Annotated in this window: 11 protein-coding genes; 4 read left to right on the forward strand and 7 right to left on the reverse strand. The window is 72.6% G+C overall.

Translation table 11 applies throughout. From position 1 onward, the window contains the following. Positions 1 to 9 precede the first annotated feature (9 nt). Both BLW17_RS04510 and BLW17_RS04515 read right to left on the reverse strand, forming a co-directional pair. Complete coding sequence (locus BLW17_RS04510; RefSeq protein ID WP_081969121.1) at positions 10 to 1158, reverse strand: site-specific DNA-methyltransferase; 1149 nt, start codon at positions 1156 to 1158, stop codon at positions 10 to 12. A 93-nt stretch (positions 1159 to 1251) separates the two neighbouring features. Next, complete coding sequence (locus tag BLW17_RS04515) at positions 1252 to 1914, reverse strand: ribonuclease HII (RefSeq protein WP_052176359.1); 663 nt, start codon at positions 1912 to 1914, stop codon at positions 1252 to 1254. Between the two features lie 156 nt (positions 1915 to 2070). Here BLW17_RS04515 and BLW17_RS04520 point away from each other — a divergent pair, with 156 nt between their 5' ends. After that, the gene (locus BLW17_RS04520) at positions 2071 to 3363 is read left to right on the forward strand and encodes a PQQ-dependent sugar dehydrogenase (RefSeq protein ID WP_036733205.1); all 1293 of its coding nucleotides are present in this window, start codon (positions 2071 to 2073) and stop codon (positions 3361 to 3363) included. Between the two features lie 8 nt (positions 3364 to 3371). Here BLW17_RS04520 and BLW17_RS04525 read toward each other — a convergent pair whose 3' ends face one another. The 3 genes from BLW17_RS04525 to BLW17_RS04535 form a co-directional block, all read right to left on the reverse strand. Further along, positions 3372 to 4301: a bifunctional allantoicase/(S)-ureidoglycine aminohydrolase gene (locus BLW17_RS04525; RefSeq protein ID WP_081962593.1), complete on the reverse strand. Its 930-nt coding sequence runs from the start codon at positions 4299 to 4301 to the stop codon at positions 3372 to 3374. Between the two features lie 132 nt (positions 4302 to 4433). After that, on the reverse strand, positions 4434 to 5864 hold the full coding sequence (gene puuE, locus BLW17_RS04530) for an allantoinase PuuE (protein WP_036733208.1): 1431 nt from the start codon (positions 5862 to 5864) through the stop codon (positions 4434 to 4436). A gap of 110 nt (positions 5865 to 5974) precedes the next feature. Further along, entirely contained in the window at positions 5975 to 7183 is a 1209-nt protein-coding gene (locus BLW17_RS04535) for an MFS transporter (RefSeq protein ID WP_036733211.1), read from the reverse strand. 225 nt (positions 7184 to 7408) lie between these two features. On the opposite strand from BLW17_RS04535, the gene BLW17_RS04540 reads away from it, so the two are divergent. Continuing rightward, positions 7409 to 8167, forward strand: a complete 759-nt coding sequence (locus BLW17_RS04540; protein WP_052174884.1) for a GntR family transcriptional regulator — start codon at positions 7409 to 7411, stop codon at positions 8165 to 8167. A gap of 25 nt (positions 8168 to 8192) precedes the next feature. On the opposite strand, the gene BLW17_RS04545 is transcribed toward BLW17_RS04540, so the two are convergent. Next, a complete protein-coding gene (locus tag BLW17_RS04545; protein WP_036703578.1) occupies positions 8193 to 8987 on the reverse strand; it encodes an oxepin-CoA hydrolase, alternative type in 795 nt (264 codons plus the stop codon). A 318-nt stretch (positions 8988 to 9305) separates the two neighbouring features. Here BLW17_RS04545 and BLW17_RS04550 point away from each other — a divergent pair, with 318 nt between their 5' ends. Next, complete coding sequence (locus BLW17_RS04550; RefSeq protein ID WP_081969122.1) at positions 9306 to 10748, forward strand: L,D-transpeptidase family protein; 1443 nt, start codon at positions 9306 to 9308, stop codon at positions 10746 to 10748. Continuing rightward, positions 10748 to 11704 (forward strand): extensin-like domain-containing protein, encoded by a 957-nt coding sequence (locus tag BLW17_RS04555; RefSeq protein ID WP_244507309.1) that lies wholly within the window; start codon positions 10748 to 10750, stop codon positions 11702 to 11704. Before BLW17_RS04550 ends, BLW17_RS04555 begins: the two co-directional genes overlap by 1 nt. Positions 11705 to 11707: 3 nt before the next feature. Here the strand turns inward: BLW17_RS04555 and BLW17_RS04560 are convergent, their stop codons facing one another. After that, positions 11708 to 12439 carry a Crp/Fnr family transcriptional regulator gene (locus BLW17_RS04560; protein ID WP_052176509.1) on the reverse strand — a complete coding sequence of 244 codons (732 nt, stop codon included), beginning with the start codon at positions 12437 to 12439 and terminating at the stop codon, positions 11708 to 11710. Positions 12440 to 12484 lie beyond the last annotated feature (45 nt).

Here is a 12484-nt window from a genome sequence, read left to right on the forward strand (position 1 = left end):
GAACCTGCGTCAGCCGTCAGCGGCCAGCTCCGACCGAATCTGCTGGCGCAGGATGTCGATCGGTATCATCTGTCCGTCGCGGCGAAAATGCCAATATGTCCAGCCATTGCATGACGGTGCGCCCTCGAGCGCGGCGCCGACCTGGTGGATCGAGCCGCGCACGTCGCGCCCGATCAGCGACCCGTCCGCCCGCACCCGCGCCGTGTGCCGGCCGTTGATCGACACCAGCTCCTCGCCCGGGCGCAGCATCGCCCGCTCGACCACCTGGCCGAAGGGCACCCGCGGCTCGGCCCGCTTGGCGGTCGTCGTGGCCAGCGCCGAGGCATCCAGCCGGCGCACGCGCGAGAGGCGGCGCGTGGCGACCTCGCGATACGCCTCCTCGCGCTCGATCCCGATCCAGTCGCGGCCCAGCATCTTCGCCACCGCCCCCGTGGTCCCGGTGCCGAAGAACGGGTCCAGCACCACGTCGCCGGGGTTGGTGGTCCCGACCAGCACCCGGTGCAGCAGGCTTTCGGGCTTCTGCGTCGGGTGAGCCTTGGCGCCGTCCTCGCCCTTCAGGCGCTCACCGCCGGTGCAGATCGGCAGCGTCCAGTCCGAGCGCATCTGGATGCCGTCGTTGAGCGACTTCAGCGCCTCGTAGTTGAAGGTGTATTTCGCCCCCTCGGATTTCGAGGCCCAGATCAGCGTCTCATGCGCATTGGTCAGCCGCTTGCCGCGGAAGTTCGGCATCGGGTTCGACTTGCGCCACACCACATCGTTCAGCAGCCAGAACCCCTGGTTCTGCAGCTCGGCGCCGACGCGGAAGATGTTGTGATAGCTGCCGATCACCCAGATCGCCCCGTCCGGCTTCAACAGCCGCCGCGCCGCCGCCAGCCAGTCGCGGGTGAAGCGGTCGTAGTGGGCGAAGCTGCCGAACTGGTCCCAGTGGTCGTCCACCGCGTCCACGCGGCTGTTGTCGGGCCGGTGCAGCTCGCCCCGCAGCTGCAGGTTATAGGGCGGGTCGGCGAAGATCAGGTCCACCGAGCCCGCGGGCAGGGCGTTCATCACCTCGATGCAGTCTCCGGCGAGGATCTGGTTCAGCGGCAGCGTGGCGGGGCTGTCGTCCGGCACGCCGGGGGCGGCGCGCGAAACGCGCGGGTGTGTGGTGGTGCGGGTCATCTCTGCTCTCTGGTCCGGGTCGGCTGCATGGGCCGCCCGTTTCTTGCCCCCAAGATGAGTCAGAGGTGATTCGGCGTCAAATAGTATTTTGAATCAGTCTGTTAGCGATAGTTCTGGACACAATATCTTGTGAACCGCGGGAAAGCCGCGCCTATGGAATGGGGTGGGGCCAAGGTCGCGCAGCGCGGTCCGGTGCTCGGCCGTGGGGTAGCCCATGTTCCGCTCCCACCCATAGCCGGGGTGCTGTTGCGCCAAATCCACCATGATCCGGTCGCGCGCCACCTTGGCGAGGATCGAGGCCGCGGCGATCGACAGGCTCAGCGCGTCGCCGCCGACGATGGCGCGGGCGGGGCGGTCGAGGTCGCGGGGGATGCGGTTGCCGTCCACCAGCACCACGCAAGGCGTCTGCGCCAGCGCCGCCACCGCCCGGCACATGGCGAGGTGGCTGGCGTGATAGATGTTGAGCGCGGCGATCTCCTCGACGCTCGCGTGGGCGACGGCCCAGATGGCGCAGGCCTCGATCCGCGCGGCGAGGCGCGCGCGCTCGGGGGCCTCGAGCTTCTTGGAATCGTCCAGCCCCCGCGGGATGCCGCGCGCCGGCAGGATCACAGCCGCCGCCGTCACCGGCCCGGCGAGCGGCCCGCGCCCGGCCTCGTCCACGCCGCAGACAAGCGTGGCGCCCTCGGCGAAGCAGGCGCGCTCGTGCCGCAGGGTGGGGCGCTGGCGGCGCGGGCGGGGTGCGGGAGAGACGGGCATCGGCATGGCCTTGGACGGTGGGGCGCCCGGTAGAGGACGGGGCGGGAGGGCTTGCCACTTTCCCACACCCCGCCGCAGGGTGGAAGGCGCGCACTGGGGGGCGGAACGGCCTGCCCGGTGGCGCGCGTTGTGGGACGAAACGCAAGGGGGGACGGCATGGCGGACTGGATCGGCAAGGCGGCAGAGATGGTGGGCGGCGTCATGGTGGCGCTGCGCCGCGGCGCCACCCCGGCCGAGCAGGCGGTGGGCACCCGCCCCGCGATCCCCGAGGCGCGTCCGCAGCGGGTGATGACGCTCAAGATGCCGACCGCGGTGGGCTGGTCCGGCGGCCGCACCCCGCGCGCGGCCGAGGGGCTGGCGGTCAACGCCTTCGCCGAGGGGCTCGAACATCCGCGCTGGCTCGAGGTGCTGCCGAACGGCGACGTGCTGGTGGCCGAATCGCGCGAGCAGGCGGGCGAGCCCGAGTCGCTCTTCGACCGCGCCAAGCACGCCACCATGCGCCGGGCGAGCGCGCTCGGCCCCAGCGCCAACCGCATCTCGCTGTGGCGTGACGCGGACGGCGACGGGCGGGCCGAGGACCGCCACGTCTTCCGCGACGGGCTGAACCAGCCCTTCGGCATGGCTCTGGTGGACGGGCGCTTCTACGTCGGCAACACCGACGGGGTGGTGGCCTTCGACTACCGCGAGGGCGCCACGCGGCTTGAGGGACCGGGCGAGCGGCTGGCCCGCTTCAAGCCGGGCGGCCACTGGACGCGCAGCCTGCTCGCCTCCCCGGACGGGCGGCGGCTCTACGCCGGGGTCGGCTCGCTCACCAACATCGCCGACGAGGGGCTGGAGGCCGAGGCGGGCCGCGCCTCGATCTGGGAGCTGGACCTGACCACCGGCGCCGCGCGCGAATACGCGACGGGGCTGCGGAACGCCGTGGGCCTCGCGTTCGAGCCCGAGACCGGCGCGCTCTGGACCGTGGTGAACGAGCGCGACGGGCTGGGCGACGAGACCCCGCCCGACTACCTGACCTCGGTGCGCGAGGGCGGGTTCTACGGCTGGCCGTGGTGCTACTGGGACCGCGTCGTGGACGACCGCGTGCCCCCGAACCCCGAGGCTGTCGCCCGGGCGATCACCCCCGACTATGCGCTCGGCGGCCACACCGCCTCGCTGGGGCTCTGCTGGCTGCCCGAGGGGGTGCTGCCCGGCTACGGCGCCGGCATGGTGATCGGCCAGCACGGGTCGTGGAACCGCGCCAAGCTGTCAGGCTACCGGGTGATCCACGTCCCCTTCGCGGGCGGCCGCCCCGCCGGCCCGCCGCGCGACATCCTCGACGGGTTCCTGTCGCCCGACGAACGCGAGGCCTGGGGCCGCCCGGTCGGCGTGGCGGTGGGTCCCGACGGGCGGTCGCTGCTGGTGGCCGACGACGTGGGCAACGCGGTGTGGCGGGTGAGCGGCGCCTGACGCGCCGCCTACCGCCCCGAGCCGTGGGTGCCGAACCACAGCGGCGCGTGCCGGTTCACGTCCTTGTAGAGCAGATAGCGGAACCGCCCCGGCCCGCCGGCATAGCAGGCCTGCGGGCAGAAGGCGCGCAGCCACATGAAGTCCCCCGGCCCCACCTCGACCCAGTCGCGGTTGAGCCGATAGACCGCCTTGCCCTCGAGGACGAAGAGCCCGTGCTCCATCACGTGCGTCTCGGCGAACGGGATCGAGCCGCCGGGCTGGAAGGTCACCAGCGTGACGTGCATGTCGTGGCGCAGATCGGCCGGGTCGACGAAGCGGGTGGTGGCCCAGGCGCCCTCGGTGTCCGGCATCGGGCTGGGGGCAACCTCGGATTCGTTGGTGACGATGGGGTCGGGGCGCTCGACCCCCGCGGCGGGCTGCCAGCGCTTGCGGATCCAGTGGAAGCCGCAGTTCCCGGGCGAGGCGTTGCGGACCGCCCACGCCACCCCCGGCGGGACATAGGCGAAGCCCCCGGGCGTCAGCCGGTGGGTGGTGCCGTCGATGGTCACGTCCATCTCGCCGCCGGTGACGAACAGCGCCGACTGGATCTCGGGGTCGTCCTCGGGCGCGTCGCAGCCGCCGCCCTCGGCGAGTTCGACGATGTACTGGCTGAACGTCTCGGCGAAGCCCGAGAGCGGCCGGGCGATGATCCACATCCGCATCCCGGTCCAGCCGGGCAGGAAGCTCGTCACGATGTCGCGCATGACGCTGCGGGGGATGACGGCGTAGGCCTCGGTGAAGACGGCGGTGTCGGTGGTCAGCCCGGTCTGCGGCGGCAGCCCGGCGACCGGGCCGGCGTATTGCGGTCCGCGCGTGGCGGGCGGCGCGGGGGGGTGCGGCGCCGCGTCCTCGCCGGGGATCGGGGCGATGTTGCCGGTCGGGGTGGTGTCGTCGATCATCTGCGCCTCACTCTGTCTCGTTGGTCGAAGGGCCCGCCTGCCCCGGCTCACCCTGCCGGACGGTTGCCCCCGGGAATGGCTGCGGCCCCAGCACCCATTCTCTTTTGCCCAAATATCCCGGGGGGGGCCGCGTCAGCGGCGGGGGGCAGCGCCCCCCTCCCCCAGCGCCGCCTCGAGCCGCAGGGCCGCGATGCGCGCCACCTGACGCTCGGCCTCGGCCCGCTCGGTGGCGCTGTCGTTGGCGACCCGCCGCGCCATCGCCGCCATGATCCCCGCCTTGTCGTGGTCGCGCACCGCGATGATGAACGGGAAGCCGTGGCGGGCGGTATAGGCCTCGTTCAGCCGGGTGAACTCGGCCCGCTCGGCGTCGGTCAGCGCGTCGAGCCCGGCGCTCGCCTGCTCGGCGGTCGACTCGGCGGTCAGCCGCTTGGCCGCCGCCAGCTTGCCGGCAAGGTCCGGGTGGGCGTTCAGCACCGCCAGGCGCTCGGCGTCGGTGCCCTGCCGGAACATCTGCGCCATGCGCGCCGCAAGCCCCGCGGCGCTGTCGTGGACCGCGCCCATCTCGGCGTCCCAGACCCGCTCGGCCACCCAGGGCGAGTGCTCGTAGACCCCTCCGAACCGCGCCACGAAGGCCGCGCGGTCCATCGCCGAGGGGCGTTCCACATCACGGAACGGATGCTCGGCCGCCCAGTGCCGCGCGATGTCAAGCCGGGTGGCGAACCACACGCCCTCGTGCGCGCGGGCATGGTCGAGAAAGCGCTGCAGCGCCGCCGCCCGCCCCGGCCGCCCGGCGAGGCGGCAGTGCAGCCCGATCGACATCATCTTCGGCGCCCCCGCCGCCCCCTCGGCATAGAGCACGTCGAAGCTGTCGCGCAGGTAGTCGAAGAAATCCGTGCCCGTCCCGAACCCCTGCCCGGACGAGAACCGCATGTCGTTGGCGTCCATCGTATAGGGCACCATCAGCTGCGGCCGCCCCTCGTGGACGTGCCAATAGGGCAGGTCGTCGGCGATGCTGTCGGCAAGATAGGCAAATCCCCCCTCCTCGCACCCCAGCGCCACCGTGTTCATTGAGGTCCGGCCCTGGTAGAAGCCCAGCGGCCGCGCGCCGGTCACCGCGGTGTGCAGGCGGATCGCCTCGGCGATGTGGGCGGCCTCGGTCTCGCGGTCGATGTTGCGATAGTCGATCCACTTCAGCCCGTGGGTGGCGATCTCCCACCCCGCCGCCTGCATCGCGGCGACCTGTTCGGGCGACCGCTCGAGCGCGGTGGCGACGCCGTAGACGGTCACCGGCACGTCCCTGAGCATCCGGTAGAGCCGCCAGAACCCGGCCCGGGCGCCGTAATCGTAGATCGATTCCATGTTCCAGTGCCGCTGGCCGGGCCAGGGCTGGGCGCCGATGATCTCCGAAAGGAACGCCTCGGACGCGGCATCGCCGTGCTCGATCGAGTTCTCGCCGCCCTCTTCGTAGTTCACGACGATCTGCACGGCGATCCGTGCGCCCCCCGGCCAGCGCGGGTCGGGCGGAGTCTCTCCGTAGCCTCGCAGGTCGCGGCTGTAGCGCATCGTCGGTCCTTTCGCGTCGAACGACCGGCAGGGTCACGCGCCGGGCGGGCGATGTCCAGCCGCCCCGCCCGCGCTTTCCGGCAGGCGGCAACGCCCGGGGCGGGGTCGGGTCAGCCCGCGGGCACCATGTCCCGCGGCCGCGGCAGGAAGGCGGTGAAGAGCCCCAGAAGCGGCAGGAACGAGCAGATGAGGAACACGAAGCGGATGCCGCGCGCGTCGGCCACCTGCCCCAGCACCGCCGCCGCGATCCCGCCCATGCCGAAGGCAAAGCCGAAGAACAGCCCCGCGATCAGCCCGGTGCGGCCCGGCACCAGCTCTTGCGCATAGACGACGATGGCGGGTGCCGCCGAGGCGATGATGAGCCCGATCAGCACCGTCAGTGCGCCGGTGGCGGCGAGGCCCACATGCGGCAGCAGCAGGGTGAAGGGCAGCACGCCGAGTATCGAGAACCAGATCACCTTGAGCGTCCCCACCCGGTCCCCCACGATCCCGCCCAGCATCACCCCGGCGGCCGAGCCGAAGAGCAGCAGGAACAGCATGATCTGCGAGGTCTGGTTCGAGACCCCGAACTTGTCGATCAGGAAGAAGGTGTAATAGCTCGTCAGGCTTGCCATGTAGAACGCCTTGGTCATCGACAGCAGCGCCAGCACGCCGATGGCCATGAGGATCCGGCGCCGGGGCAGGTTCGGCGCCGGCGGGACGCGCAGCGCGCCGGCCTTGCGCCGCCCCTCGGCCCAGGCGCCGACGCGCCACAGCACCGCGACCCCGCCCAGCGCGATCAGCGCGAGCCAGCCCAGCACCGGCCGCCCGAACGGCACGACGAGGAACGCCGCCAGCAGCGGGCCCAGCGCCTGCCCGCCGTTGCCGCCCAGCTGGAACAGCGACTGCGCGGTGCCGAACCGCCCGCCCGAGGCGGTGCGCGCCACCCGGCTGCTCTCGGGGTGGAAGATCGACGAGCCGAGCCCGATCAGCATCGCCCCGGCCAGCAGCATCGGATAGCTGTCGGCCTGCGCCAGCGTCAGCACGCCGGCGAAGCTCGACAGCATCCCCAGCGCCAGCGACTTGGGCATCGGGTGGCGGTCGGTGACGATGCCCACCACCGGCTGCAACAGCGACGCCGTGACCTGGAAGGCGAAGGTCATCCAGCCGATCTGGGCGTAGCTCAGCGTGAACTCGTCCCTGAGGAGCGGGTAGATCGCCGACAACAGCGACTGCAGCACGTCGTTGATCATGTGGCAGGCGCTGATGGCGATCAGCACCGGCCAGACCGGGCCGGTGCGGACCGCCGCCGTGGGTGTCGTCGTGGCGCTGGGAATCATGCTCGTCGCCCCCTCGCAGGTCCGGGTGCCGCTGGTCCGGCCAGACCGTCACGGCGGCGGCGAAAGTGCAAGGGGCCGGGGTGCCGGGCGCACCGCCTCTGGCGCGCGGATGGGGCGTCTGGCCGAGCGGCGGGGCGCCGCCGGGGAACATGGCGCTGCATATTCCGCATTGCCAGCACGGCGGTCGGGGTGGCACAAACCCGGCATCCAGCGAGGGTCAAGACCATGACGGCGTCCGCCGGCGACAGCACCGATGCCCGTCCGCGCCTGCGCCGGTCGCAGCGCGAACGGACCAGCTGGCTGCAGGTCCGCGGCGTGATCATGAGCCGGATCGCCGAGGGTATCTATCCGCCTGGCGAGCTGATCCCGACCGAAATCGAGCTCGCGTCCGAGTTCGGCTGCGCCCGCGCCACGGTGAACCGGGCGCTCGCCGCGCTGGCCGACCGCGGGGTGCTGGACCGGCGGCGGCGGATCGGCACCCGGGTCGCGCCCGACCTCATCCACCCCGGCGCCTGCCAGCGCGTCCCGCGGATGCGCGACATGGTCGAGGCCGAGGGCCGCCGCTTCCGCTTCCAGTTCCTCGGAGTCTCGGGTCGGGCCGCGCCCCCGGACGTGTGCGAGCGGATGTTCTGCAGCGACCCCGCCGCGCTGGTCGAGACCTGCACGCTGTTCTATTCGGACGAGCGGCTGATCTGCGCCGAACGGCGCTGGCACGACAGCCGGGCGCTGCCCGAACTGCTGCCGGCACTGGGCGAAGAGACGACGGCCAACGACTGGGTGTCGGGCAATGCGCCGGTCACCCGGATCGAGCAGCGGATCTCGGCCCATCTCGCCGGGGCGATCGACGCCCACGAGATGCTCGGCTGCCCGCCCGAGGCCGCGGTGCTGCAATATGAGACCTGCCTCTGGACGGCCGGCGCCCCGGTCAGCCTGTCCCGCCACGCCATGCAGCCGGGCGAAGTCATGGCGACCCGCATCCGCTGAGCGCGGGCCGGGCCGCCTTGGGCGTTCAGCCGCGACGGCGCAGGGCGGCGAAGTCGGGGGCGCGCTTGCCGAGGAAGGCCGCGATCCCCTCGGCCGCCTCGGCCGAGGCGAGGGCGGTCGCCATCGGCGCGACCTCGGCCTCGAGCTGGCGGTCGAGCAGCTGCCGACGCCCGCCTGCGATCAGCCGCTTGATCGACGCCTGCGAGTCGGCTGGCCCGCGGGCCAGCTGCGCCGCGGCAGCCTCGGCCGCGGCGAGCGCGCCACCGGCGGGCACCACCGCGTTGATCGCCCCGATCTGGTGCAGCCGCGTGGCGGCGACGGGCTGGCCGCCGAGGCACAGCTCGGCCGCGAGCGCCGGGGGAACGGCGCCGAGCAGGCTGCCCGTCAGCCCCCCGTCCGGCACCAGCCCCGCGTTGACGTAGGACGCCGAGAAGCGCGCATCCTCGGCCGCGATGATCAGGTCGCAGGCCAGCGCGAGCGAGAAGCCCGCCCCGGCGGCGCCGCCCTCGACCGCGGCGATCACCGGGCGCGGGCAGTCGAGGATGGCGCGGATCAGGTCGGCCAGATCCTCGATCCGGGCGCGGCGCTCGTCCTCGGACATGGTCTGCGCGGTCATCAGCAGGTTCAGGTCGCCGCCGGCGCAGAAGAACCCTTCGGCCCCGGTCAGCACCACCGCGCCGATCCGCGGCTCGGCCGCCGCCTGGGCCAGCGCCGCGCGCAGCCCGGCGTACAGCCCGGCGCTCAGCGCGTTGCGGCGCGTCGGGTTGTCGTTGACGACCACCAGATAGGTGTCGCGGTCGATGATCTGGCAGTTTTCCATCGGTGCCTCCCCCGAAGCTGTTCGTGCGGCGTCGTCGCTATGGGTCCATCTGCGGGGTGGCGGCGCGGGGTGCAAGCGGCCTTGCGGCGGAAGGGCCGCGGGTCACGCAAGGTCACGCGCGCGCGGCCGCCTTGGGGGCGCGAGGCGTGGGCCGGAATCGCCGCTGGTCAAACTTTGTTGTGCGGCGGGGGCTTGGCAGGAACCGCGGCGGATGCCATCGGATTGCCCTTCAACGCCCCTTCGACCGTCGCCCGACCCGAACTTCGCCTCAACCGTACCTCGCTGACCCGATCCTTGCCTGAACTGGAGCCTGCCCCGATGTCCCGCACCCCTCGTTCCGCCGCCGCCCGCCCCTCTGCCCCCGGTCGCGGCCACGGGGGCGCGGTCCGACTGCGGGCGCACCCGCTGGCGCTGGCACTGGCGCTCGCACCGCTCGTGGCGCTCGCGTCGCCCGCCGCGGCACAGGACAAGCGGGTGGCGATGACGCCCGCCGACATCGAGGCCGCGACCTTCTCGGGGACTGGCGAGCTGCCGCCCGGCCAGTCGGCGCTGACCGCCAAGCTGCAGGTGCTGCTCGACCGCTCAGGCGTCTCGCCCGGGGTGGTGGACGGGTTCCGCGGGGGCATGAGCGAAAGCGCCATCATGGCCTTCGAGCGGATGCACGGCCTGCCGCAGGACGGCCACCTCGACCCCAAGGTGTGGGCGCTGCTCGAGCGCTTCGCGGGCGAGCCGCTGACCTCGACCTATACCGTCACCGAGGAGGACGCGAAGGGCCTCGTCGACAAGATCCCCACCGACTACGCCGAAAAGGCGCAGATGGAGACGCTCGGCTATACCTCGGTCGCCGAGAAGCTGGCCGAGCGCTTCCACATGGACGAGAAGTTCCTGGTCCAGCTGAACCCCGGCAAGAAGATCGCGCCGGGCGAGACGATCGCCATCACCGTCCCCGCCAAGCCGATCACCGGCAAGGTGGCGCGGATCGTGGTGGACAAGGCGACGGGGCGGGTCGCGGCCTATGACGGCGCGGGCAAGATGCTGGCCGATTACCCGGCCACGGTCGGGTCGTCCGACACCCCCTCGCCGCATGGCAGCCACCTGGTCGAGGCGGTCGCGCTGGACCCGACCTATACCTACAACCCCAACGTCAACTTCAAGCAGGGCAAGAACGACAAGGTTCTGACCATCCCGCCGGGGCCGAACGGGCCGGTGGGCAACGTCTGGATCGACCTGTCGCAGCCGACCTACGGCATCCACGGCACGCCGACGCCGTCGCGGCTGTTCGTGAACGAAAGCCACGGCTGCGTGCGGCTGACGAATTGGGATGCCCGCGAGCTGGCCAAGATGGTGCAGCCGGGGGTGACGATCGTCGACTTCCTCGCGCCCGGGGTGGCGATTGCGGATGTGACGAAGCCGGTCGAACCGCCGGTGATCCCCGAGGCTGACGCGGCCGGCACGGCCGAGGGCGCGGCAGCGACCCCGGGGGTGACGGTGTCCGGCCGCCCGGTGCCGCGGTCGGCAGCGGTCGCGGGTGCAGCGGGGGCTACGGCTTCCGGCGCAGCCGCCCCGGCCACGGGTACCACCGCTACGCCGGTCCCCGGCACCACTCCGGCGGCCACGCCGGGCGCGGTGCCCGCCGCAACGAGCGGCGCGGGGTCCGATCCGCTGGGTCAGGCGCTCGACCAGGCGACCGGCGCCACCCCCGGCGCGCAGCCCTATGTGCTCCCCACCCCCGGCGCCGCGGCGCCCGCCGCCACGAACTGATGCGCCGCCTGACCGCCGCGGCGGCGCTCGCCGGGCTCGCCGCACTCGGCGGGGCGGCGAGCGTGGTAATGGGCGTCGCGCCGGTCGTGGCGCAGGCCGACGATGCCAAGGCCCCCGCCCCCGCCCCGAAGTCCCGCCCGGCGCAGGCCGACGCCGGGGCGGCGGACACCGCCCCCCCGCCGCGGCGTCCGGCCGAGTCCCCGCGCCCCGCCGCGCAAGGCCACCTGATCCCGCCCGAGGAGATGCCGCCCCCTGCGGCCCCGGCGGCCAAAGCCGACGCAAAATCCACGGCCGCAGAGCCGACCGTCCCGCCAGCGTCCTCCGGCACGCTGATCCCGCCCGAGCCGATCGTCCCCGCAGGCCCTCCGGTCCCCGAAACCCTGCGCGAAACCGACTTTGCCCACGCCGCCTGCCGGCTCGAACTGCGCCGCCTGGGGGTGGAGTACCGCGAAATCCCCGCCCTCTCGGACCCCGGGCAGCGCGACTGCGGCATCGCCCGACCGGTCGAGGTCACCGCGATCCTGCCCGGCGTGACGCTGGACCAGCCCGCGCCGATGCGCTGCGAGACCGCGCGGGCGCTGGCCCACTGGATGGCGGAGGTCGTGGTCCCCGCCGCGGGCCGCCTGCCCGGTGCGCCGCGGGTGACGGGCCTCTCGCTCGGGACTACCTACCAGTGCCGGGGCGTGGTCGGGAACGGCACGCCGCAGAACCTCTCCGAGCACGCGACCGGGAACGCCATCGACATCGCCGGCTTCCGCTTCGACACCGCGCCGCCGATGCCGATCACGCCGCCCGGCGACCGGGGCGACCTCGCGGTGGCGTTCCAGAATGCGGTGCAGGGGGCGGCCTGCCTCTACTTCACCACCGTGCTCGGCCCGGGCAGCAATGCCGCGCACGAGGATCACCTGCACCTCGACGTCAAGGCCCGGCGCGGCGGGTTCCGGCTCTGCCAGTAGGGCTCAGCGGCGGCGGCGCTCGAGGTCGAGATACTCGGGGTCGAACCGCGCAAGCCGCGCAAGCCCCAGCCAGTCGAGGATCTGGATGTCGGTTCCCGCCCAGCGCACCAGCCCGCGGTCGCGCAGGTCGCGGACCGCGCGGTTGATGTGGATCGACGAGTAGCCGAGGATGTTCGCCAGCTCGCGCTGCAGCAGCGGCAGCGTCAGCCGGTGGTCGCGGGCCGCACCCACGGCGGCGAGCCGCGTGTAAATCTCGCAGATCAGATGGGCGAGATGCGCGCTCGACCGCAGCGCGTTCGCCGCCACCAACCACTGCCGGTGGATTGCCGCATCGATGGCCGTGGACATCCACAGCAGGCGCGTCAGATGCGGGTAGTTCTCGGTGATTTCGGTCAGCACCGCGTGGTCGATGAACTCGGCCTCGGCCGGGCCCACGGCGATGACGCTGTGTTCGATCCCGCTCAGGACGAAGGCGTGCAGGTCCACGAAGTCACCCGGGACGTGCAGCGCCGTGATGACCGTCTGGGTCGAGTTTCCGCGCAGGATGTGCAGGCGGCCCGCCATCCCGCGCAGCATCAGGCAGCTGCGGTCGATGTCGTTGCCCGCGGACACCATCGTCTCGCCGGGGGCAAAGCTGCGCGTCTCGGTGGAAATCGACCGCAGCTTCTCGAGGTCCGCAGCGCTCAGGGAATCGCGGCGCTGGAGATAGCGGACGAAATATTCAGTCAGTGCCATGATGGTCTTTCAGGGACGCAGCGGGCGAATAAATGTCAGGCGGAC

Source organism: Paracoccus sanguinis (assembly GCF_900106665.1).
Taxonomy (GTDB): Bacteria; Pseudomonadota; Alphaproteobacteria; order Rhodobacterales; family Rhodobacteraceae; genus Paracoccus; species Paracoccus panacisoli.

What these genes read in the sequence shown, in the direction of transcription:
- BLW17_RS04555 (WP_244507309.1), top strand. Translation starts at nt 10,748, where the DNA reads ATGCGCCGCCTGACCGCCGCGGCGGCGCTCGCCGGGCTCGCCGCACTC.
- puuE (WP_036733208.1), bottom strand. Translation starts at nt 5,864, where the DNA reads ATGCGCTACAGCCGCGACCTGCGAGGCTACGGAGAGACTCCGCCCGAC.
- BLW17_RS04560 (WP_052176509.1), bottom strand. Translation starts at nt 12,439, where the DNA reads ATGGCACTGACTGAATATTTCGTCCGCTATCTCCAGCGCCGCGATTCC.
- BLW17_RS04535 (WP_036733211.1), bottom strand. Translation starts at nt 7,183, where the DNA reads ATGATTCCCAGCGCCACGACGACACCCACGGCGGCGGTCCGCACCGGC.
- BLW17_RS04520 (WP_036733205.1), top strand. Translation starts at nt 2,071, where the DNA reads ATGGCGGACTGGATCGGCAAGGCGGCAGAGATGGTGGGCGGCGTCATG.
- BLW17_RS04525 (WP_081962593.1), bottom strand. Translation starts at nt 4,301, where the DNA reads ATGATCGACGACACCACCCCGACCGGCAACATCGCCCCGATCCCCGGC.
- BLW17_RS04515 (WP_052176359.1), bottom strand. Translation starts at nt 1,914, where the DNA reads ATGCCCGTCTCTCCCGCACCCCGCCCGCGCCGCCAGCGCCCCACCCTG.
- BLW17_RS04540 (WP_052174884.1), top strand. Translation starts at nt 7,409, where the DNA reads ATGACGGCGTCCGCCGGCGACAGCACCGATGCCCGTCCGCGCCTGCGC.
- BLW17_RS04550 (WP_081969122.1), top strand. Translation starts at nt 9,306, where the DNA reads ATGTCCCGCACCCCTCGTTCCGCCGCCGCCCGCCCCTCTGCCCCCGGT.
- BLW17_RS04510 (WP_081969121.1), bottom strand. Translation starts at nt 1,158, where the DNA reads ATGACCCGCACCACCACACACCCGCGCGTTTCGCGCGCCGCCCCCGGC.
- BLW17_RS04545 (WP_036703578.1), bottom strand. Translation starts at nt 8,987, where the DNA reads ATGGAAAACTGCCAGATCATCGACCGCGACACCTATCTGGTGGTCGTC.